This window comes from Hyphomonas sp. CACIAM 19H1 (genome assembly GCF_003325995.1).
GTDB lineage: Bacteria > Pseudomonadota > Alphaproteobacteria > Caulobacterales > Hyphomonadaceae > Hyphomonas > Hyphomonas polymorpha.
On the sequence record NZ_CP016437.1, the window covers coordinates 790942 to 812814 of the forward strand.

Consider the following 21873-nt stretch of genomic DNA (forward strand, 5'->3'; position numbering starts at 1 on the left):
GCCTGGCCCGGGAGGGGTTTTGCGTTTCAGGGCCGGGCGTGGACCTCAGAGATTGCAGTCTTCTTCCGGAACGGGGGTGCGCACCCATTGTTTGCCGGGGCGCGGGGGCGTCCAGGGGGTGTAGGTGATGGTGAAGGGGGCGGCGCCTTCGCGCTGGAGGGTGAGGGTGACCGGCGTGCCGGGGGCGGCGTCTCTGGCGGCCTCAAGGGTCTCGGGGTTCTCGATCAGGTCAAAGCGCTGAATGCCGGCGGCTTCGGCGGGAGTACCCGGTACGATGGGACCGGCGCGGGTGTGGCCGTCTTCATCCTTATAGGGACGGAATCCGATGACGAAGTTCTGCAGCATACGGTCTTCGGCGGTGAAGCAGGGGCCGAAAAGGTCTGACGGCAGATCAAGCGGCGCGCCTTCCATCATGTCGCGGAAGCCGGCCTGGCCAGCCTCGCCGAGATAGATGCCCACAAGGTCATGCCAGAGGGCAACGCCGTCTGCAGCGTCCTTTCCGCTTTCCAGAAAGTCGAAGATCAGATTGTCCACGCGAAGCTCTCCGCCGGAGGCGGCGCGGATCTGCGCGTCGAGGAGGGCGATGTAGAGCGGCCCGCGATTGTAGGGCACGATCTGGGCATTGCCATCGGAGAAGAAGAGGCGGGTGACTTCGGCGTTGGAAAGGTTTGACTGCGGATTGGTGTAATAGGATTTGGCGTAGCCATTGAAGCCGTCGATATAGTGATCGAGGCTGGTGAGGCCGGCGCGGTAGGGCAGGAGGACAGTGTAGTAGTTCGTCACGCCTTCAGAATACCATTGCTGGCCACCCGCGCCGCCGCCATCGCCATAGCCGCGCACGAAATGGTGGAGCGCTTCATGGGCGAGGAGCCCGCGGACTTCATCGGGATCACGGTCTTCGCCGTCGACGGTGCCGAAGATGAAGGAGTTGAAGCCGCCGCCACCGCCGCCCTGGAAGCGCTCGGTTGTGCGCATGAAGATGCGGAAGGGCGTGTCGCTGGCGCCGAAGAAGCTGTTGAAATAATCGTAGGCCTGGCGCGTCCAGTCGGCGGCGCCGTCAAGGTCGAAGGCGGCAGGCGTCATCCAGTAGGTGACGAACGGGCCGGAGCCGTCCTCGGGCTGGCTGCGCAGGGGGCCGGCCATAAAGAAGGTGTTGTTTAGGTTCTGGGCGGTGACGCTGGCGGTGGCATTGCCTTCGCCAAGGCTGGAGGCGGCGCGGGCGCCGGGCTCAAGCTCTGAAAGATCCCAGGTGAGGGCAACCTTGCGCGGCCAGCCGGAGACGGGCAGGGCGAGCATGGTGTTGCCCGCGCCATAGAAGCCGGTGAGCTCGGTGCGGGTGTCGATCAGCGGGCCGGGGCGGGTGGCGGCGGTGATCACGCGCGGCTCGATCGTGTAGCGCACGGTGACATCGCCCTGGCTGGCGCGGGCAGCGATCCAGCGGCGGTCCTGGCGGAAATCTGAGGGGTCGACGGGGTCTTCCTCGATGGTCAGCGGCAGGGCGCCGGCGGCGTCTTCGGCAACCAGCGTCTCAGGATGCTTGAGCGCGCCGGGGGCCATGACGCGGACGATGGCCATGGAGAGGAAGGTGTCGCCGGGCTGGAGCGCTGGCTCGCGGATGAGCAGGGTGATGTCGATGGCCTCGACCTTTTCGCCGGTGGGGCGGCGGGGCGTGAGGGCGATCTCCATATCGGCAGGCGCGGCGGCTTGCGCCTCGGCAGCGGGCGCGGGCCGGGCGGCGCAGGTGGACGGCAGCAGGCAGCCGATCAGCAGCGCGGCGGCGGCGAGGAGCGAGCGGTCGGGGCGGGCGGAGATCATGCGGCGGGGTCCTCGGTCGGCAGGGTTGGCGTAATCCTACAGGCATTGCCGGGGAGATTTAATCGAATGAAAGAGCGCGAGGGGCGGAACGGAAAAATCTATCCCGGCAGCGCGCCCATGGCGGGGCATTCATGCGGAGGGGCAGTATTCGGCGGCAATATCGAAAGGACTATTCTGCCCCGCCTGCAGAAAGTTGACCCTGAAGAATGAGTTGAGGCTTTCGATGGCAGACGCTGCCTGGTTCGGGATTTTGCAGGCGCGCGGACGGGTTGCCGGCATGGCGCTTTGCGGCCTGATCGCGCTGGCGGCCTGCAAGTGCGCGCCTGACGCAGCCGTGGCCGCGCCTGAGGCGAAGCCGGAAGCTTATTATGAGATCACACTCCGGCCAGAGCTGGACGAGGGCGGCGCGGTGGAAGCCATCGCCGTTACGTCGCGGCTGCATGGCGGGCTGAAGGGCGGGGAAACCCGGCTGAAGCTGTCAGCGCCGGTTGTGTACGTGAATGTCATGGGCGTTGCGGACCGTATCCGTGATCTGCGCGTGACAGACGGGGCCGGCCCGGTCGAGTTTACCCTTGAGCAGGACGATCCAGTGCCCGGAGGCTTCCCATATTTCCGGCATTGGACGGCGACGCGGGATGTCGAATACCCTCTCGACATTTCCTATAGAGCGCTTGTCCAGCCTGAGGGAGGACCAGCTGGGCCGGCCTTTGGAATTCGGCCGTCAGCAGGCGGCGTGAGCGGCGCGGGCGCGGGCTATATGATCGTGCCCGTCAATTCAGAGTCCAACCTGTCCTATCTCGATTGGGATCTGGCAGAGTTCGGACCGGGAGCGGTGGGGGTTACCACGTTCGGAGAGGGACGTGTTGAGGTCAATGGCCCCCCCGCCGCTCTGATGCAGGGCTGGCTGATGGCGGGGCCTGCCGGGCAATATCCGCCTGCGGAAGAAGAAACACATTTCCGTGCTTACTGGCTGGGCAATTTCCCGTTCGATGTGGCCGAAGAGATGGCGTATGCCAAGGATCTTTACGACTATTTCGGGGAGTTCTTCGCCTATCTTGATCCGGCGCCGGATTACCGCGTGTTCCTGCGCCAGCTCGACACCGAGCCTTATGGCGGGGCAACGGCGCTGGCCAATTCCTTCATGCTGTCGCGCGGGCCGGCCCGGCCTGAGGAAATGGGCGGGCAATCGCCCCGCTCCACCCTGGCGCATGAGATGATCCATATGTGGGTGGGCGGGCTGAGCGGCGAACATGCCCTCACCAACTGGTTTTCCGAAGGGCTGACCACCTATTACGAATACACCGTGCCCTTCCGGGCGGGGCGCATTTCTCTTGAGGACTATATCAGCGGGCTGAATGGCCTCACCGACCGGTACTATTCCAATCCGGCCCGGGCAATGCCTGCGCTCGAGATTGGCCGGGTGGGCTTCAGTGACGGGCGCGTGCGCCATGCGCCCTATCAGCGGGGCGCGCTTTATTTCGCCGATCTGGACGCGCGCATCCGCGCAACAAGCGGCGGGACGCGGACGCTGGACATGCTGGTGCGCGAAGTGTTTGCGCTGCGTCAGCGCGGCGAGATCCAGCTTACCCTTGAGGCCTGGAGCGATTTTGTGTCGGCAGAACTCGGCGCCGAGGAGGAAGCATTCGTCCGCGCGCTGCACATTGACGGGCAGGTGATCTATCCGGCCACCGATGCCTTTGGGGCGTGTGTGCGCGGGGCGCCGGCGCCGATCGAGGTGGACGGGGAAAGCTTTGACGGCATGCGTTGGGTGCGCGTGGAGGGCGTGGCGCCCGAAGCCTGCTTTGCCAGCGGCCTGCCGGGCTGATCGCCGTGGGCGCGGGGGCTTTCTGCAGCACAGGATGGGGCAGCTGGCGCGGGCTAGAACATCTATGCGCTGGAGGCGCTGGCCGCGCTGGCCTTTGCATAAACAATTTTTCGGCTGCCTGTCAGATGTCAGGCAACGCTCTGGCGGCGCGCGCCCTCAATGGCTGCACGCGTCAGGGACCATAACAGATTCAAAGGGTAAGGATTAGAACGCAGTGGACGCATCTGATGGTTCCAACGAAAACGTCCTGAGCTTTGCCCATTGGGTGAGGGATATGATCACATTGATGCGGTCCGGTACGCCGGGGACCGTGCCTCTGTTTGAAAGCTCTGTTCCCGAGCCGGTCGACATGCTGGCCGAAGTGATCCGCAATGCGTTCCGCGACGGGTTTCCGGATTCCTATAAAAGCGTCTTTATGCGGAACAATCCGGATATCAGCGAGCGTCTGGCGGCGCGCTATGGCGTGCCCGAAGAGTCCATCCTCTGCACGACCGGGGCGACCACCGCCGTTTCGATGATCTATACCGGACTGCTCTCGCCGGGAGACCGCATTCTGGTGGAGACGCCGGGCTTTGACATCTTTGCCAACATGGCGCGGGATGTGGGCGTGGAGGCCGATTTCTTCCGGCGCCAGGCGCCCGGATTCGGCATTTCTGTCGAGGGCGTGCTGGATGCCTTGCAGCCGGATACGCGCATGGTGGTGCTGACCAACCTGCACAATCCGAGCGGGGCCTATGTCAGCGATGAGACGCTGGCCGAGCTGGCCCGCGCGCTGGAGGCGCGGGGCGTCCTGCTGCTGCTGGATGAGGTGTACCGGGACTATCTGGGCACTGCCGGGCCGGGGCTGGACCCCCGCCAGCATGAGAATGTGCTGCGCATCAGCAGCCTCACGAAGATCTTTGGCTTGAGCACGCTGCGCTGCGGATGGATCATTGCCGGGCGCCACCTGCTGCGCCGGCTGCGGGACTATTCCGAGCGGGCCGATTTCAACGTCTCGCGCCTGTCGCATTGTGTGGCCGCCGAAGTGCTGGCGCGGGCAGACAAGTTTGACGCCTGGCGCAATGAGATGATGGCGACGGCCCGGCCGATTGCGGCAACCGCGCTGAGCGAGATGGCAGAGCAGGGGCTGATCCAGACCGGCGTGCCGCTGCTGGGCTGTACCTGCTTTCCGCAGCTGGTCGGTGTGGAAGACACGCGCAGCCTGTCGCAATGGCTCTCGGCCAAGCATGGCGTGGTGGTGGTGCCGGGCGAATGTTTCGGCGCGCCGGGCTATCTGCGCATCGGCTATGGCCTGCCGCCGGAGCGGCTGACCGAGGGGCTGGGCCGCCTGTCGCGCGGGCTTGCCGAGTATCGCGCAAACGGCCAGAAGCGCCATAGTGCCTGAAGGAAAACCGATGTCCGATGCCCCGCCCGCTGCCGATGGCCTGAAGCGCAATGTCGGCCTGTTCGGCGTTGTATCACTGGGGCTGGGCACGGCGGTGGGCGTATCGATCTTCTCGATCCTAGCGCCGGCGGCGGCGGTGGCCGGGCCGGCGATGCTCGTGTCGATGCTGATCGCGATCATCCCGATGATCGTCTTTGCGCTGATCTATTCCTTCATGGGCGCGGCGGCCCCGGCAACGGGGGCCTCGTTTGAATGGCCGCGCCGCTTTGTGCATCCCTTTGCCGGCTTCATCATCAGCTGGATGCGGATCGCCGGCAGCACGGCGGCGCTGATCGTGCTGACCATGGTGCTGGTTTCCTACATGTCAGCGGTCATCGCGCTGCCGTCAAAGCTGGTGATGTTCGGCATTTTTGCAGCGGTGTTCCTGATCAATCTGGCGGGCGTTTCCTTTGTGGCGCGCAGCCAGGCGATCATGCTGGTGATCCTGCTGGCCACCTGCGCTGTGTTCGTGTTTGGCGGGGCAGGGCATGTGGAGCCTGAGAATTTCATTCCGTTTGCGGACAAGGGCCTGATCGGCATCTTTGCGGCGATTCCGCTACTGATTTCCCTCTTCCTCGGCATCGAGAGCGCGACGGAAGTGGGCGGGGAAGTGCGCAATCCGCGGCGGAACATTCCGCTGGGCATCGCTATTTCCGTGGCGCTGACGGCGGCGGTTTACCTGTCGGTCGCGGTGATTGCGCTGGGTGTTCTGGGGGGCGATGCGCTGGCAGCGTCCTCTGCGCCGCTGCTGGACGCGGCGCGTATCTCGCTGGGCAATAACGGGCAGTGGCTGATCCTGATCTGCGCCTTTGTGGCCATCGGCAGCTCGATCAATGCCACCTTCGTGATCATGACGCGGTTTCTCTATGCGATGTCGCGGGCCGGGATGCTGCCGGGCTTTCTGGCGAAGACCAATGCGGCGCGCGGCGTGCCGCAGAACGCGGTTTACCTTGCCTTCGGCCTCTGCTGCCTGGGGCTGTTCATGCCGCAGAACCTGGTTTTCCTGTTCCTGGCGGTGAATATCCCGACCATTCTCAAATATGCGGCGACCTGCCTTTCGGCCATCGGCCTTTGCCGGCGCGAGCCGGAATTGCGCGAAGCAGCCTCGTTCAGCCTGCCGGCCGGCATGGTTTATGCGCTGGCGGGATTTGGCATCTTTCTGGGCGCGGCGATCATCCTGCTCGGCATTTCGGCCGACTGGCGGCCCTATCTGCTGCTGGGCGGGTGGGCCCTGCTCGGTATCGTTTATTATTTCCTCAACCTTCGGGTACGGAACACCCGGAAGGGCAATTAACCGCGCTGGCAGAAATATTCCCCAGCCGGGCGCTGGAGAATAGTTGTTGCACAAGCCGGGGTGGCCGTGTCGCAAATAGTATAAAAAAACCGTCATCCATTTCCTAGCGTGACATCCAACGAAAAGCCGTGCAGCAGCCAGCGCCATTGAGGGGCTGGAAGGGGAGCGTGGCTCGGGTCGGAGATCAGCGATGGAGAGAAATGTGATCGTGAAGAGCCTGTTGAATACGTGTGCTCTGGCCGCCATAGCGTCTGCCCTGGTGGCGCCGCTTGCGGTCGCGCAGGAAGATGAGCCGGCGGCAACCGTGCCGGCGGCAGAGGATGCCACAGCGACGCTGGAAACGGTGGTCATCACCGGCTCACGTATCCGCCGTGATGTCGCCTCCACGCCCGCGCCGGTGGTGACCTACGGCAGCGCTGCCTTCGAAGAGCGCGGCTTGATCAGCGCCGGTGACGCGCTGAACGAGATCACCTCGCTGCGTCCGCAGCTCAACCAGGCAGCTGGCGACGGCTCCAACTCCGGCTCGGGCCAGCAGTATCCGGAACTCTTCGGCCTTGGCACCGGCCGTACGCTGACGCTGGTAAACGGCCGCCGGTTTGCGACGACCTCCAGCGGTCTGGGCGACGCGCAGGTGGACGCCAACATCATTCCGACCGGCCTGATCGACCGGATCGAGGTGGTTCAGGCAGGCGGCGCGGCCGTCTATGGCTCTGACGCAATTGCCGGGGTTGTGAACTACATCCTGAAGGACAATTTCGAGGGCCTCGAACTCGACCTGCAATATGGCGACACCGAGCAGGGCAATTTCGAACAGTGGAGCGGCCGGATAACGGCTGGCCAGAACTTCGACAATGACCGCGGCAACATTGCCGTGAACCTCGAAATGTCATCTTCGCCGGTTGCGCGCTTCAGCGATTTTGAAGCCTCCAACCGCTCTCGCATTACGCAGAGCAACCCGGCGGACACCGGTCCGAATGATGGCATCTCATCACTGCGCGAAATCATTCCCGCCTACTTCTGGAACCACAATGGCAATGGCGTGATCTTCAGCACGCCCGCGCCGCCGCCAAACTTCCTCACCAGCGTGGGCGGCTCGCCTGCGCAGTTTGCGCCGGACGGCTCTGTCGTTTCCTACGATCCGGGCAACATCCTGGGTATTCCGTTTGCGGAAGGTGGTCAGGGGACGCGTTACTCTGACCTCGCCGGCTTGCGGACAGGCGTTGAGCGCTTCACCGGCAACCTCATTGGCCACTACGACATCTCCGACAATCTGCGCTTCAATACCGAAGTGCTGTATGCCCAGACAAATGGCGAAAGCGTGCCGCAAGGCTATGCGCGCTCGGTGCTCAACCAGACCAGCGTGACTTCCGGCGCCATCCGCTTCACCAATGCCAACCCCTTCCTCAGCCAGTCGGCCATCGATACGCTGAGCGCAGCGAGCCCGGCCTTCGCTTCGGGCGGCGGGCTGTGGCTCTCCCGCCACTTCTATGACGATCTTTTCCCGAGCAATCTTCAGGAGAACGAGACCACGACCTGGCGCGTTCTGGGTGGACTTGAAGGCGATTTTGATGCGGCTGGCCGCAACTTCTACTGGACCGCATCGGCAAGCTTTGCCGATGTGCGCGGCGAGCAGGGGCGTTGGGAGGCAGACTTCGCCAAGTTCAACAAGGCGGTGAACGCCGTGCGCAACGGCGCGGGCGACATTGTCTGCGCCGTCAATGCCGACGCCATCACCACCAACGATGATCCGGCTTGCGCGCCGCTGAACCCGTTCGGCGCAGGCAATATCAGCCAGGCTGCGTCGGAATATGTCTCGGCACGGAGCGGTTTCGAGTTTGCCAACGAGCAGGTGGACCTGCTGGCAACCATCGGCACGCAGCTGTTCACCCTGCCGGCCGGCGCGGTGGATCTGGTGCTGGCCTACGAGCATCGCCGCGAAGAAGCCACCTACACGCCCTTCCTGGCAAACCAGCAGGGCCTTGTGGGCACCGGCGCTGTGCAGACCGAAAGCTCGGGCAAATACAACACCAACGAATATTCGGCAGAAGTGCTCGTGCCGATCTTCGGCGGTGACCTGACCCTGCCGGGCGTGAAAGCGCTGGATTTCAGCGGCACCTACCGCATGGTGGACAACTCCATCGCGGGTGAAGAGTCCGTCTGGAGCGCCGGTTCGCGCTGGCAGGTGACTGATGGCCTGACCTTCCGTGTAACCCGCAGCCGGAACTTCCGTGCACCCACGCTGGAGCAGCTGTTTGCGCCGCAGAATACCATCATCGCCAATGGCGGATTTGACCCCTGCGATGCTGACCGCATCAATTCGGGGCCCAACCCTGCCGTGCGCCGCGCCAACTGTGAAGCTGAGTGGGCCGCCAATCCGCAATATGGCAACCTGGCGACCTTCCAGAACCCTGCCGAGAACTTCACGGTGACCAGCGTTCTGACTGGCGGCAACCCGGATCTGGCCAACGAAGTTTCCGAAACGACCACCTTCGGCGTGGTGTTTGACAACTTCATCGTGCCGGGACTGACTGTGGCGGCTGACCGGATCGAGATCGACCTGACGGACGGCCTTTCGGCCTTCACCACGGCCGACTTCATGGCGACCTGCTATGACAGCACCCCGCAGCCAGCGGCCATCTGCTCGGCCTTCACGCGCCTTCAGACGGCGGATGGTTCCAACCCGGCGGGCACGACCGCAACGGGCCGCACCACCACGTTTAATGCGGGCCAGATCAAGTTCCGCGGCGAAGTCTACTACCTCAATTACGGCTTTGACGTGAACGACCTCTTCAGCGGCGCGACAGGCAATGTCACGCTTGGCTTCGAGGCGACGCATATGGCCGAGCTGACAACCTCGGTGACGGGAACGACCTTCGTTCGCTCTGATAATACCGTGCAACGCCCCGACTGGACGGCCCGCCTCAACGCGGCTTATGCCAATGGCCCGCTGCGCATCAGCTATCAGATGGACTATCTCGACAATGTTCTGGCCCTGCCGGATGCCACCATCGAGAACAATCCGAACCCGTACATTGACGCCAACTATGTTCACTCGCTGTCCGGCCTCTATGAGGTTCGGGAAGGCTTGACGCTGCGCGCCGGTGTGACCAACATCTTCGATGAGGGCCCGTCCTATCCGACGCTGTACCACGGGGACATCCTCGGCCGCCGTTACTTTGCGGGCGTAAACTACCGCTTCTGATCTGACCAAAAGGAGGTGCCAGACACCATGACCATGACTGCCTGGCGCCTTCTTTCCGGTATTTCAGCGCTATCTCTTCTCGCGGGCTGCGTCAGCGCGCAGCCTGCGATGCCTGTTCCCGAAGCCGCGCTTGCGGCGCCGGTGGCAGAGGCCGCGCCGCTCATTGCCGGGGACATTGCCGTGCCGGGAAGCGGCGTGTTTGGCGGGGTGGAGGTGGCCTATACTGCCGCGCTTGAGCGGGTCAGAATTGCGCCGGGGAAAGATCTTCCGCCAGCTGATCTTGTGACAATTTCCTACACTGCCGATACCGGCGCTGCGCCGGATGAGCGGCCGGTGCTGTTCATCTTCAATGGCGGGCCGATTTCAGCGTCTCTGTGGCTGCAAATGGGCGCGCTCGGGCCGCAGCGGGTTTTCGTGCCGGAGGATCTTTCCGCGCCGCTGGAAGACCACCGCCTGGTGGCAAATCCCTATTCGCCGCTGGACGCGGCAGACCTCGTCTTCTTTGATCCGGCCTCCACCGGCTTCAGCCGCGTGGCGGACGGGGAAGACGCTTCGAAATATTTTTCCATTGACGCCGATGCCGCCCAGTTTGTGGCCTTTGCGAATGCCTGGCTGGAGAAGCACGGCCGCGCAGGCGCCCCGGTGTTCATTCTGGGCGAAAGCTATGGCACCCACCGCGCCGCTGAAGCGGCCGGGCAGATTGCCGGGGACGGATCAATGAACCTTCAGGGCGTGTTCCTGATGGGGCAGGCCGTCAACATCATCGAATATTCCCAGCGCAAGCAGAATATTCTCAGCTATATCGCCTCGCTGCCCACGCTGGCGGCCATCGCCTGGGATCTCGGAAAGGTCGATCAGCAGGGGCGCAGCTTTGAAGCCTTTCTCGAGGACGTGACAGCCTTTGGCGAGGCCGAATATCTGGGCGCGCTGTTCAAGGGACAGCGCATTACCCCGGAAGAGCTGGCGGACGTGGCCGGGAAGCTTGAGGCATATACCGGCATTCCATCTGCCTATTATATCGAGAACCGGCTGCGCATTTCGAAGGAGCAGTTCCGGGTGGAGCTGCTGAAGGATCAGGGGTTGATCCTCGGGCGGAGTGATGGGCGCTATACCGGGCCGCTGAGCGAGGGTGGAGATCCCTCCGGCATTCTGCAACAGGCCTATAGCGACGGCTTTGCGGCCTATGCAAAGGAAACCTTCGGTGATCTGCCGCAGGAAGACTATGTGAATTCCTTCAGCGCCGGAAACTTTGATGCCTGGCGCTGGGGCGGGGCTTCGCCTTTCGCACATTTTGCTTATGCCGAAAGGCTTCAGGCGGCGTTTGACACATATCCCGCATTCAGAGTGTTCGTCGGCACCGGCTATCACGACACGATGACGACCGTGGGCGCGGCCGACTATCTGATTGACCAGTCCGACTGGCCGAAAGACCGTGTGCGGAGCGGGAAGTATATCGGCGGGCATATGGCCTATTCGGTTGAAAGCTCGGCCGAGGCCTTCGGCAATGATATCCGGTTCTGGATCCGCGGCTGGAATGATGAGGGCAACTGAGACTGGAGGCCGGGCGTGATTTTCATCAGCGCGGAACAGATTGCGCAGACGCTGGGCTATGCAGACTGTATCGAGGTGATGCGGGCGGCGATGGCGCGGCTGTCTTCGGGTGAGACGAAGCAGATGTTGCGGCAGATTCTGCCGCTCGATCAGGGCCGGATGTTCGGCATCATGGGCGGCACGCTGGGCCCGGGCGGGCCGTTCGGCTCGAAGCTGGTTTCCGTGATGCCCCATCGCGCCGAGGGCGGGCCGCCCTCGCATCAGGGCGCCGTGGTGATCTTTGATCCGGTCAGCGGGGCGCCGCTCTGCCAGCTTGAGGCGGGCATGGTCACGGCGATCCGCACGGCGAGCGCGAGCGCGATGGCGACAGATGTTCTTGCACGGAAAGATGCGCGCATCCTTGCCATTCTGGGCACGGGCGAGCAGGCCTGGCACCATGCCTGCGCCTTGCCGGTAGTGCGTCCGTTTGACGAAATCCGCATCTGGGGGCGCAGCCCGGACCGCGCGCGCACGCTGGCGGAGAAGATCAGTGAACGAACAGGAATTGCCTGCGCCAGCTGCAGCGAAGTAGCCGGGACGGTGGCGGAGGCCGATGTGATCTGCACGGTGACGGGCGCGGCCGAGCCCATCCTGACCGCCGGCATGGTCAGCCCTGGCGCGCATGTGAATGTGGTCGGGTCAAGCTTTGATGGCCCACGCGAGATTGACGATGCGCTGGTGGCGGCGGGGCGGTTCTTTGCCGACTCGCGCGCATCGGTGCTGGCGCAGGGCGCGGAGCTGCGCCATGCGATGGCCAGCGGCGCGGTAACCGAAGCGCATCTCCTGGGCGAGATCGGCGACGTTGTCCTGGGGAATGTGCCGGGCCGGAAGGGGCCGGAGGAGATCACGATCTATAAATCTCTCGGACATATCGTGCAGGATATCGCGGCGGGCTATCATGTTTATGAGATGATCCGGAAAGAAGGTGGGCAATGACACGGTTTGGCTTTCAGGCAGGCGTTTGCGCGGCGGCCATCCTGGCACTGAATGCCTGCGCGCAAACGGGCGAGAAGACTGCGACGCCGGTGCCAGTTCAGGCCGCGCAGGCGGCGGAAGGCCCGGTCGCGGCGCCTGCCGAGGCCGCGCCCTATCGCAGCGTGACCGAGCATACGCTGGTGGCAAATGGCCAGACGATTTCCTATCAGGCGATTGCGGGCGACACCTGGCTGCGCGACATGAATGGCGCGCCGACGGCCAGCATCTTTTCCTTCACCTATCTGAGGACGGATATTCAGGACGCGCGCCGGCCGGTGGTTTTCGTCTTCAATGGCGGGCCGGGATCAGCGTCTGTCTGGATCCATATGGGCGCCATCGGGCCGCGCCGCGTTGTTCTGGACGCGGATGTGAATCCGTCGAATGTGCCGCCATTCGGGCTGGAGGACAATCCGAACAGCATTCTGGATGTGGCCGATCTCGTCTTTATTGATCCGGTGGGCACAGGCTTCAGTGTGCCGCTGAACGGCACTGATCCGAAAATGTTCTGGGGCGTCGATGAAGACGCCGAGGCCGTGGCGCAGTTCATTGAACTCTGGCTCAGCGAATATGGCCGCTGGAACGTGCCAAAGTACGTACTCGGAGAAAGTTATGGATCCATGCGGGCGGCGGTGTTGCCCCGCGCGCTGATGGGCGGGCCGATTTATACCGGGCTTATGCGGGGGATCACGCTGGACGGGATCATCCTTCTGGGAACGACGCTGGAGGCGCGGCAGCCGAGCGGCGAGATGGCGGCTGAACAGTTGGCCGGGAAGCAGGCGCGGTCTTTGCCGGGGATTGCGGCGACCTCTGCCTTTCACGGGCTGGTGGAGATGCCCGCTGGCGGCGTGGTGGAAATCTATGATGCGGCGGCGGCGTATGCGCGGGACGTTTATGAGCCGGCCCTGCGGGCGCACCTTGCCGGAACGCTGGCAGGGGAGGCGCGGACCCAGACCCTGAGCGATCTCGCCCGCCTGACCGGCCTGCCGGAGAGCGCGATTGGCGACGATCTCTACATCGACGAGCGCAGCTATGCCAAAGCCGCCCTGAAGGCGCGCGGGCTGGAAATCGGGATGTATGACAGCCGGTATACGCTGCCGCTGGCCCATAGCGGGGGTGATCCGGTGGCGGATGATCCGGCGATGACGCGCTATGTGCCCGGATTTGTGGCGGCGTTTCATCAGATGCTCCGCGATGATCTGAAAGTCAGCCTGGGGCGGCCCTATGCGTCGATCCGCTGGCGGGAGTTGCTGTTTGGCTGGAACTGGACGCGCGCCGGCGTGGCGGAAGGGCAAAGCTATGCCACCGACCTGGCCTGGGCCATGCGGCGCAATCGGGATCTGCGCGTTCTGGTGGCGTCTGGCTATTATGACCTGGTGACGACACCGGCGGATGCGCGCGCCTCAATCGCGGCGGCGGGCCTGCCGCAGGACCGGGTGACGTTTACCGATTATGCCTCCGGACATATGCTGTATCTGGGCGGAACGTCTGAAGCCTTTTCGGCTGATCTCAGGGCGTTTCTGGAGAAGTGATCTCTCAGGCCGGGCCGATGGCGGCCAGGAAGAGGTCGATATCCTCGGCGGTGTTGAAGACCGAGACGGACGGGCGGAACCGGTTTGCGGACACGGTGGTGGTGATGCCCGCTTCCTTCAGTTTCGGGCTGATCCGGGCGCGGGCGTTTTCATAGGCGCAGGCCACCAGAGGCGTTGCTGCTTCCTCCGGCGTCATCAGGGTATAACCCTGCGACAGCAGGCCCTGTTTGAGGCGTGTGGTGAGCGCTGCGGCATGGCGCTGGATCGTCTCTACACCGATTGATGCGATGTAATCGAGCGAGGCGTTGAGCAGGGCGACGGCCGTGTGGGAGTAGGTGCCGAGCGCGAAGAGGCCGGTTGCCGTGTCGGGGAAGGCGTAGCTTGCCACTTCGTCTCCCGGCGGATCAAATGGGTAGACGTGGCTGGTGAAGCTGCTGACGCCATAATAGCCATATTGTGTGCGCGTGAGCGCTTCCCGGGCGCTCCGGCGCACATAGAGGAAGCCAAGACCGAAATCCCCCATCAGCCATTTATAGCTGGCGCAGGCGGCAAAATCGACGCCGCTCGCATGCAGGTCCACCGGCACGCAGCCGGCGGCGTGGATAATGTCTGCATAGACAAGCGCGCCGCGCGCATGGGCAAGATCGCAGATGGCCTTCAGATCATGCTGGAAGCCGTTCACGGTAGAGACGAGCGAGAGCGCGACGAGGCGCGTGCCGGGCGTGATGGCGCGGTCCATATCTTCCAGCAGGATGCGGCCATCCTTGTGGTTTACCCAGGCAACATCGCAGCCCGCCTTGCCAAGTTCTATATAGAGCGGGACGGAACCGAAAAAGTGGAGCGTATCCGTGACGACGCGCGCGCCTGGTGCCGGAAGCATCAGAGAGCGGACGATCATCTGTTCGCCGGTGGTAGTGCTCTGCACGAAGGTGATCTCGTCGGGATCGGCGTTTACGAGGCGCGCGAACTTTTCCACGGCGGCGCTGCTGCCGAGTTCATAGCCGGCGCCCGGCGCATGGTGGGCGCGGTTCTGCAGGTAAGCTTCCAGCGAGGCGCGCGCGGGGCGGCTGATCGGGTGCTGCGACCCCGCGTTCAGATACACGCCCTCAAGGTCAAAATTGCTCCGGTCTGGCAGCGAAGATGGCGGCTGGGCAGCGGCCGGGCTGGCGTCTGCTGTGCTGCGGCAGGCGGCGGCGCCGGCAAGGGTTGCGGCGCTGAGGGCCAGCCAGTTGCGGCGGGTGATTTCTGACATATGCATCTCCGCAATGAGGGGCAGCCGGAAGCTATCATTCATTATAACGCGGCGCGGCGAATGGATCATGCATTCCTTTGAGGGATTGCGCATGAATGTGCCGGGCGGTCTGTTCAGATATGGCCGATAGGCATAGGAATTTTCCGGGCGCGCGTGGAAAGTCTGGAAGATGCGTAAGGTTTCTCAGGTTCGACTCGTTTTAGCTGCAGTGGCGGCCGCGTTCCTCGCCGGAGCGTGCGCGACGCCGCTGGCGGCGGAGGGGCAGGCGGCGGCCGCGCGCCCAGCCTGGACCGTGTATGCCGGCGGGCCTTCCCAGAGCGTGGCGGACCATTTTGGCGGCGCGCCGCTCCGCTATTCGGTTTCCTGGAGTGAATTGCAGCTTGACCCGGAAGAGGGCGCAGGCAGCGCAACGATTTCCGGCACGGCCTATCTGGCCGAGTGTGCCTGCGACCCCGGCGCGCGGCCGGTGATGTTCCTGTTCAATGGCGGGCCAGGGGCCTCCTCCTCGCCGCTGCATTTCTCGATGGGGCCGAAGGCGAGGGGCGCGGGCGGCGCCTTTCCGGACAATCCGTATACCATCCTCCGGGCAGCCGACCTGGTTTTCATTGATCCCGTGGATACCGGCTTCAGCCGCGCCAACTCCCAAGATGGGCAGGCGCGCTATCTGGGCGTTGAGGGCGATGTGGAGGCGGTGAACTGGTTCATCCGCAACTGGCTGGCCGAGAATGACCGGCAGAATGCGCCGCTGATCCTGGCGGGCCAGAGCTATGGCGGCACGCGGCTTGCCAATCTTGTGGCAAAGGTCACCGATCTGGATGTGCGCGGCCTGGTGATGGTGTCGCCTGCGCTCGACAGCGCAGCGGGGCAGACCGATCTTGGCCATGTGTTCACGCTGCCCACCATGGCGGCGACGGCCTGGCGCTATGGCCGCTCTGCGGTTGAGGCGGAGAGTGAAGCAGAGAGCTGGGAGAAGGCGCGGGCCTATGCCGAGCGCGACTATCTGATCGCCCTGCAGAAGGGAGATGAGATCGGCGCGGACGAAAAGGCGGTTGTGGCCGGGGAAATCGCCGCGATGACAGGGCTTTCTGCGCAGGCTGTGGAAGCGGCAGACCTGCGCATTGATATCCAGTATTTCCTCGAAACGCTGCTGGCGGGTGACGGATTGCTCGTCAGCCGGCTGAATACCGGGGTGACCTCGCCGCTGCCGCCGCCGGAGGCAAACTCCCACCGGCCCGCCGCTGCCAATGATCCCTCCCTCGGCCTTGGCCGGTCAAATGTGATCCTTTCGGCGGAGATTGCAGGTTACCTTGCGCAGGCCGCAGGTGTTCAGCGGGGAGACGAATACCGCTCGCTCAACCTGGACGCCAATTTCCTGTGGGACTGGCGGGCTTCGGAAAAATCCCCGCGTTTCTATGTGAGTACCGCGCCGGCCCTGGGCAGATACATGCAGCAGAAAGAGGCTGTGCGCCTTCTGGTGTTTGCCGGTTACCGGGACCTTGCCACAACCCTGCTCGGGACGCGCTATGCGCTGACCCATAACGGCCTGCCGCAGGACCGGGTGGAGCTGGTGGCGTTGCCCGGCGGGCATTCCCCCTATGATGAAGACGCGCTGAAGGCGGGCATAGCCGATCAGCTATATTCCTTTATTGAGGCTGCCGTTCGGTCGGCGCCCCTTCCCCTGCAGGAGACCGCAGAATGATCCTCCGACTTTTCCCGGCATTGGCCGCAGCCTTCCTCCTGACGGTGCTGCCGGCCGCTTTTGCGCAGACGGCGCGCTTTGAATACGCGATCATCCAGAACGGCGAATCCGTCGGCCATCTGAAGGTTGAGGAAACCGGCCGGAATGCGAAGATCGACTATTATGTCGACAGCAATGGGCGCGGGCCGAAGCATAAGGAACAGCTGGCCGTGGACGAGGCGGGTGTGCCCGTCAGCTGGTTGATCGAAGGCACGTCGCTTATGGGCGCGCAGGTGGAGGAGTCCTTCGCGATCAATGACGGCGTTGCCCGCTGGATGAGCCAGGCAGATACGGGACGGGTGAACCTTCCCGAGCCGGCGCTGTATGCCGTCAATGATGGAAGTCCATGGGCGGAATATGTGTATACCCGCGCGCTGCTGGCCGATGATGACCGGCGCATGCCTGTTCTGCCGGGCGGCGAGATCCTCCTGGAGAAAGTTCGGGACGTGCAGCTTCCCGCGGGCGACAGCGCCGTGGCGGTAAGCGTTTACCGGTTGTCGGGCATCGATATGAGCCCCAGCCTTCTGGCGCTGGACGGCGATGGCAGCTTCTTCGCCAGCTTTGGCGAGACATCTGCGGTGATCCGGAAGGGATTTGAGAGCAGCGTTCAGCCGCTGCTGGAACTGGCGCGCAACATCAATTCCGCCCGATCCGAAGAACTTGCCCACAGCCTGCTGCACCGGTTTGAGGGGCCCTATGCGATTGTGAACGTCCGTGTGCTGGATGTGCGGGACGGGACGCTGAGCGGGCCATCTGTTGTCACGGTCAGCGGCGATTCGATTACCGGTATCTCACCCTATGCTGAGGGCGCGCTGCCCGAGGGCGTGACCACGGTGTTTGATGGCGAAGGCGGCACGGTGATGCCGGGGCTCGTTGACATGCACTCCCATTCCTCGGCGGCTTCGGGCCTCTACTATCTGGCGGCGGGGGTGACCTCGACCCGGGATATGGGTAATGAAAACAGCGCTCTGGAGAGTTTGATGGCGCGGATGGAGGCCGGTAAACTGGCCGGACCGCGCATCACGCCGGCGGGTTTTGTCGAAGGGCGCAGCCCCTATTCGGCGCGCAATGGCATCATTGCAGCCTCTCAGGAAGAGGCGCTTGCGGCCGTTGATTGGTATGCGGAGCGTGGGTTTGGCTATATCAAATCCTATAACTCCATGAACCCGGCCTGGATGGCGGCGGTGGGCGAGCGCGCCCATTCTCATGGCATGCGCCTGATCGGCCATATTCCGGCCTTCACCAATGCCGACGCCATGATCGATGCCGGGTTTGACGAGGTGACCCATGTCAACCAGCTGATGCTGGGCTGGCTGCTGGACATCACCGAAGACACACGCACGCCGCTGCGCCTGACGGGGATGGCGCGCGGGGCGACCCTCGATCTGGACTCTGAAAAAGTGCAGTCCACGGTGCGCCGGATGCAGGAGAATAACACCGCGCTTGATCCGACGGCGGTTATCCTTGAGCGGCTTATGCTGAGCCGTGCGGGCACGGTGGCAGACGGCGACAAGGCGTATCTTGATCACATGCCGATCAGCTATCAGCGCTATCGCCGGCGCAGCTTCGTGTCGCTGGCGAATGCGGCGGAGGATGAGGCCTATCAGGAAGGTTTCCGCCGCGTTCTGGAGACGCTGAAGATGCTGCACGATGCCGGCATCCCGCTTCTGCCGGGAACGGATGATGGCACTGGCTTCACGGTTCACCGCGAAATCGAGCTTTATGTGCTGGCGGGTATTCCGGTGCCCGATGCCCTGCGCCTCGCGGCGTGGACGCCGATGGAGTATATGGGCTATGGCGACAGGCTGGGCGTGATTGCGCCGGGGCGGCTGGCGGATTTCATCCTGCTGCCGGGCAATCCGCTGGAGGATATCAACGCGATCCGGTCTGCGCGGATGGTGGTGCGCAATGGCGATGTCTATTACCCTGCAGAGATCTATGAAGCGCTGAGCGTGAAGCCATTTGCCCCGCCCCCGGCGCTGCTGCGCGAGGAGGCAAAGGCGGCCACGGCAGCTTCCCCGCAGCTGCAGCCTGTGGCGGCAGAAGCGGCGACCCCGGAGGCAAGCTTCGTGCAGCACTATCCGATGATTACCGATGGATTGTCAGTGCGGGCAGACGATCTTCCCTTTTCCGGCGCCGTCCGGGTAGGGAATATCATCTACCTTTCCGGACAGATCGGCGGGCAGGCCGGCGGGCCTTCCGATGATTTCCGCGATCACGCGGTTGAGGTGATGGAAGCGGTGCGCCGGGTCGCGGCGTCTGCGGGCGCGGGCATGGACCAGATTTTCAAATGCACCGTGATGCTCGACGATATGAGCAACTGGCCGGCTTTCAATGACGTCTACGCCGCCTATTTCACCAGGGGCCGGATGCCGGCGCGCAGTGCGTTCGGCGCAGACGGGCTGGCGCTGGGCGCGTCTGTCGAGGTGGAGTGCATGGCCTATGCGGTTAATCCGTAACCGGAGAGAGGCCCGTTCCTAAAGCGCGATGTTGCCGCGCACGGGGATGGCGGTGGTGGATTTGAGCTCGCCCAGCGTGGCGGTGGAATTGACATTTTCCACGCCCGGCAGGTTCAGCAGGAAATCCATCAGGAATTCCTGATACCATTTCATCGACTTGGCGAGGATCTTCATCATCAGGTCCATCTCGCCGAAGATGGAATAGCATTCGAGAATCTCGGGCGTGTTCTGCACCTTGCGGAGGAAGACTTCGCGATCCTTCTCCGAAAGGCGCGCGACCTTCACATAAGCGAAGATGTGGAGGCCATAGCCGAGCTTTTCCCGGTCGAGAATGGCCACCTGCTGGCGGATATAGCCCTCATCCTTCAGCCGCTGCAGGCGGCGCCAGCAGGGGGACTGGGAGAGGCCGACAATATCGGCCAGTTCCACGGTCGAGACCGAGCAATCCTTCTGGAGTTGCTCAAGGATCTTGATATCAAATATCGAAAGTTCTTCGCTCATGGCTATAGAATAGCCAGATCGCGCCCAAAGGCAACATTATACAGACTGATTTTTGCCATTCTGAATGAAAACTATTCGATAGACTGCCCGCGCGCCCGGATTATGGCCAGGAGGGATCAGGCGCATCGATCGGGGGCGGGGTCGTGTCGATGCATTTCTGCACCGCGGCCGCATACTCAGGCTCCACGTCCACGGAATAGACGGCGACGGAGGACTTCGCCTTGCGCATCATTTCCTGGAAGGCATCAAGGCTCATTTTCTTGTCATAGGCCATGATCGAGAGCTTCTTGTGCCAGATGCCGTAGATGCTCGCATCCGGGTTGGGCAGGTTGCCGGCCTGGCCACTGCCGAGTGCGATGTGGACGAAATAGGCGGTGTTCGTCAGCGCCCAGCAGCGCATCGTGGCGTCAAATTCCTTGTCGCCGGTGGCGACGGCGAGTTTCGTATCCTGTTTGCTGTTGATCTTCGGGGCGGGCTGCTCGCTGGCCTGGCCGCAGGCGGACAGCAACAGGGCGGCGGCAAGCGCCGCCAACGTGGGTGTCAGGGACTTGATCAATTTCCTTGCTCCTCATGCGGCCGCCATCAAACCGGGCCTTCAGTTCTCAGAACAATAATCGCGGCCGGATACGGACAAGGGCGTTGAACTTTCTCCGGAGCGGTGAGTTGATGAGAGGCGGTGGAGGGCGCGAATGGTTCTATCGATTTTGAAGCGGCGGTTTGCGGCCTTCGGGCGGGACACGGTGATGCTGTGGCACGCCTTCTGGCACCCTGCGACGCCGGGCGGGCTGAAACTGGCCACGGCCCTTGCCGGGCTCTACCTCATCAGCCCATTTGACCTCATTCCGATTGTGGTGCCGGTGCTGGGGGTGGTGGATGATCTGATCATCGTGCCGCTGATGGTTTCCCAGATCAGCAAGCGCCTGCCCGAACCCGTCCGCGAGAGCGCCCGGGCGAAGGCAGACCGGTTCATGCGGCGCTGGGTGAAGCGGCCCCTGCTGCTGATCTTCCTCATTCTTCTGGGGCTTCTGGCAATCTGGGCTGTGTTGCTGTTCCTGCTTTTCCGGCTGCTGTTCGGCGGCTGATTGTCAGCGCTGGGCGCCGCGTCTAAGCTGCCCCCCGATGGATGGCCGGAGAGCCATTGGGAGGATAACTGGATGATTACACGCATCAGCGCGCTGTTGGCGGCCCCGGCATTTCTGGCACTTGTTTCGGGCTGTCAGGCGAGCCCGCCTGTCTCCCCTGAAGCGGCGGCGCCGGTATCGGTTGCCATTGTGCCGGAGGCGGAGCCCTGGGCCACGATCGAGCCGGGCGGCGACACGCTGTGCGCCACGGGCACGCCGTTCCGTTTCCATGTGCGCAGCGGAGACCCGGAGCGCGTCATGGTCTTCCTGAATGGCGGCGGCGCCTGCTGGAGCGGGGATCTTTGCGACCTGCAGACTGCGCCGACGCCCTACACGCCTTTCGCCGAGATGGATTCAAACAATCCGGAACTGCTGGAGGGTGTCTTCGATGAGGCCAATCCCGCCAATCCGTTTGCCGGCTGGACGCAGGTGTTCGTGCCTTACTGCACGGGCGACTCCCATCTGGGCGGGGGCGATGTAACCTACACTACAAGCGCGGATCAGGAGGTGACCGTCCACCATCGCGGCAAGGCGAATGTGCAGGCCGCGCTCGACTGGGTATATGCCAACCACGCCGATGCCCGCCGCATTTTCATGACCGGTGGCAGCGCCGGGGCGATTGCCTCGCCTTACTATGCCGGGATTGTGGCGGATCATTATCCGCAGGCGGATGTTGTGCATATGGCGGATGGCGCAGGCGGCTATCGCTCTCCCGCCATTGCGGGCGTGCTGGCGGCCTGGGGCGCGTTCAAGGGCGTGCCGGACTGGCCGGAATTTGCCGCCATCGACCAGGCGACGGCAAGCACGGAGGATTTCTTTCGCGTGACCGCCGCGCGCCATCCCGAAATGCAGATGGCAAGGTTCGACAATGTGGACGACGCCGTGCAACAGGACTTCCTGACCCTTCTGGGGACGGGCGAGCCCGTGCGCGGGTTGCTGGCGGCCAACAATGCAGACCTTGCCGGGGATATCCCAACGATCCGCGCCTTTGAAGCGCCGGGCAATGCCCACACCTCGCTTCGCTTCAGCCGTTTCTATACGGAGGAAGCGGGCGGGGTGACGCTGGTTGACTGGGTGCGCGGCCTTGCCAATGGCGAGGCCGTGGCGAGTGTCAGCTGCCAGAGCGATCAGAGCTGCGACTAGGGACGC

At 63.5% G+C, this 21873-nt stretch carries 15 protein-coding genes; 11 read left to right on the forward strand and 4 right to left on the reverse strand.

Annotated features, from left to right (window positions below):
* Positions 1 to 45 precede the first annotated feature (45 nt).
* Complete coding sequence (locus BBF93_RS03840) at positions 46 to 1815, reverse strand: hypothetical protein (RefSeq protein ID WP_114105023.1); 1770 nt, start codon at positions 1813 to 1815, stop codon at positions 46 to 48.
* Positions 1816 to 2038: 223 nt separating this feature from the next.
* On the opposite strand from BBF93_RS03840, the gene BBF93_RS03845 reads away from it, so the two are divergent.
* The 7 genes from BBF93_RS03845 to BBF93_RS03875 all read left to right on the forward strand — a co-directional run bounded on the left by BBF93_RS03845 (position 2039) and on the right by BBF93_RS03875 (position 13653).
* Positions 2039 to 3640, forward strand: coding sequence for a hypothetical protein (locus BBF93_RS03845; RefSeq protein WP_114105024.1), 1602 nt, complete (start codon positions 2039 to 2041; stop codon positions 3638 to 3640).
* A gap of 274 nt (positions 3641 to 3914) precedes the next feature.
* A complete protein-coding gene (locus tag BBF93_RS03850) occupies positions 3915 to 5024 on the forward strand; it encodes a pyridoxal phosphate-dependent aminotransferase (protein WP_114105025.1) in 1110 nt (369 codons plus the stop codon).
* A 10-nt stretch (positions 5025 to 5034) separates the two neighbouring features.
* The gene (locus tag BBF93_RS03855) at positions 5035 to 6357 is read left to right on the forward strand and encodes an APC family permease (RefSeq protein ID WP_035601919.1); all 1323 of its coding nucleotides are present in this window, start codon (positions 5035 to 5037) and stop codon (positions 6355 to 6357) included.
* A gap of 202 nt (positions 6358 to 6559) precedes the next feature.
* Positions 6560 to 9559, forward strand: coding sequence for a TonB-dependent receptor domain-containing protein (locus BBF93_RS03860; RefSeq protein WP_233349262.1), 3000 nt, complete (start codon positions 6560 to 6562; stop codon positions 9557 to 9559).
* A 27-nt stretch (positions 9560 to 9586) separates the two neighbouring features.
* The gene (locus tag BBF93_RS03865; protein ID WP_114105027.1) at positions 9587 to 11110 is read left to right on the forward strand and encodes a S10 family peptidase; all 1524 of its coding nucleotides are present in this window, start codon (positions 9587 to 9589) and stop codon (positions 11108 to 11110) included.
* A gap of 15 nt (positions 11111 to 11125) precedes the next feature.
* Positions 11126 to 12085: an ornithine cyclodeaminase family protein gene (locus tag BBF93_RS03870; RefSeq protein WP_114105028.1), complete on the forward strand. Its 960-nt coding sequence runs from the start codon at positions 11126 to 11128 to the stop codon at positions 12083 to 12085.
* Positions 12082 to 13653, forward strand: a complete 1572-nt coding sequence (locus tag BBF93_RS03875; RefSeq protein ID WP_114105029.1) for a S10 family peptidase — start codon at positions 12082 to 12084, stop codon at positions 13651 to 13653. The genes BBF93_RS03870 and BBF93_RS03875 overlap by 4 nt, the downstream gene beginning before the upstream one ends.
* A gap of 4 nt (positions 13654 to 13657) precedes the next feature.
* Here BBF93_RS03875 and BBF93_RS03880 read toward each other — a convergent pair whose 3' ends face one another.
* Positions 13658 to 14905, reverse strand: coding sequence for an aminotransferase class V-fold PLP-dependent enzyme (locus BBF93_RS03880; RefSeq protein ID WP_114106985.1), 1248 nt, complete (start codon positions 14903 to 14905; stop codon positions 13658 to 13660).
* Between the two features lie 169 nt (positions 14906 to 15074).
* On the opposite strand from BBF93_RS03880, the gene BBF93_RS03885 reads away from it, so the two are divergent.
* Both BBF93_RS03885 and BBF93_RS03890 read left to right on the forward strand, forming a co-directional pair.
* Complete coding sequence (locus tag BBF93_RS03885; RefSeq protein WP_114105030.1) at positions 15075 to 16604, forward strand: hypothetical protein; 1530 nt, start codon at positions 15075 to 15077, stop codon at positions 16602 to 16604.
* Positions 16601 to 19102: a Rid family hydrolase gene (locus BBF93_RS03890; RefSeq protein WP_233349263.1), complete on the forward strand. Its 2502-nt coding sequence runs from the start codon at positions 16601 to 16603 to the stop codon at positions 19100 to 19102. The genes BBF93_RS03885 and BBF93_RS03890 overlap by 4 nt, the downstream gene beginning before the upstream one ends.
* Before the next feature lie 18 nt (positions 19103 to 19120).
* Here BBF93_RS03890 and BBF93_RS03895 read toward each other — a convergent pair whose 3' ends face one another.
* Both BBF93_RS03895 and BBF93_RS03900 read right to left on the reverse strand, forming a co-directional pair.
* Positions 19121 to 19603 carry an Lrp/AsnC family transcriptional regulator gene (locus BBF93_RS03895; RefSeq protein WP_035601937.1) on the reverse strand — a complete coding sequence of 161 codons (483 nt, stop codon included), beginning with the start codon at positions 19601 to 19603 and terminating at the stop codon, positions 19121 to 19123.
* A 100-nt stretch (positions 19604 to 19703) separates the two neighbouring features.
* A complete protein-coding gene (locus BBF93_RS03900; protein ID WP_114105031.1) occupies positions 19704 to 20159 on the reverse strand; it encodes a hypothetical protein in 456 nt (151 codons plus the stop codon).
* 133 nt (positions 20160 to 20292) lie between these two features.
* Between BBF93_RS03900 and BBF93_RS03905 the strand changes: the two genes are divergently transcribed.
* Together BBF93_RS03905 and BBF93_RS03910 are read left to right on the forward strand one after the other, a co-directional pair.
* Positions 20293 to 20685, forward strand: coding sequence for a YkvA family protein (locus BBF93_RS03905; protein WP_233349264.1), 393 nt, complete (start codon positions 20293 to 20295; stop codon positions 20683 to 20685).
* A 72-nt stretch (positions 20686 to 20757) separates the two neighbouring features.
* Entirely contained in the window at positions 20758 to 21867 is a 1110-nt protein-coding gene (locus BBF93_RS03910) for a pectin acetylesterase-family hydrolase (RefSeq protein ID WP_114105032.1), read from the forward strand.
* Positions 21868 to 21873: the final 6 nt, after the last annotated feature.

What these genes read in the sequence shown, in the direction of transcription:
- BBF93_RS03840 (WP_114105023.1), bottom strand. Translation starts at nt 1,815, where the DNA reads ATGATCTCCGCCCGCCCCGACCGCTCGCTCCTCGCCGCCGCCGCGCTG.
- BBF93_RS03845 (WP_114105024.1), top strand. Translation starts at nt 2,039, where the DNA reads ATGGCAGACGCTGCCTGGTTCGGGATTTTGCAGGCGCGCGGACGGGTT.
- BBF93_RS03850 (WP_114105025.1), top strand. Translation starts at nt 3,915, where the DNA reads ATGATCACATTGATGCGGTCCGGTACGCCGGGGACCGTGCCTCTGTTT.
- BBF93_RS03855 (WP_035601919.1), top strand. Translation starts at nt 5,035, where the DNA reads ATGTCCGATGCCCCGCCCGCTGCCGATGGCCTGAAGCGCAATGTCGGC.
- BBF93_RS03865 (WP_114105027.1), top strand. Translation starts at nt 9,587, where the DNA reads ATGACCATGACTGCCTGGCGCCTTCTTTCCGGTATTTCAGCGCTATCT.
- BBF93_RS03875 (WP_114105029.1), top strand. Translation starts at nt 12,082, where the DNA reads ATGACACGGTTTGGCTTTCAGGCAGGCGTTTGCGCGGCGGCCATCCTG.
- BBF93_RS03880 (WP_114106985.1), bottom strand. Translation starts at nt 14,905, where the DNA reads ATGTCAGAAATCACCCGCCGCAACTGGCTGGCCCTCAGCGCCGCAACC.
- BBF93_RS03885 (WP_114105030.1), top strand. Translation starts at nt 15,075, where the DNA reads ATGCGTAAGGTTTCTCAGGTTCGACTCGTTTTAGCTGCAGTGGCGGCC.
- BBF93_RS03890 (WP_233349263.1), top strand. Translation starts at nt 16,601, where the DNA reads ATGATCCTCCGACTTTTCCCGGCATTGGCCGCAGCCTTCCTCCTGACG.
- BBF93_RS03895 (WP_035601937.1), bottom strand. Translation starts at nt 19,603, where the DNA reads ATGAGCGAAGAACTTTCGATATTTGATATCAAGATCCTTGAGCAACTC.
- BBF93_RS03905 (WP_233349264.1), top strand. Translation starts at nt 20,293, where the DNA reads ATGGTTCTATCGATTTTGAAGCGGCGGTTTGCGGCCTTCGGGCGGGAC.
- BBF93_RS03910 (WP_114105032.1), top strand. Translation starts at nt 20,758, where the DNA reads ATGATTACACGCATCAGCGCGCTGTTGGCGGCCCCGGCATTTCTGGCA.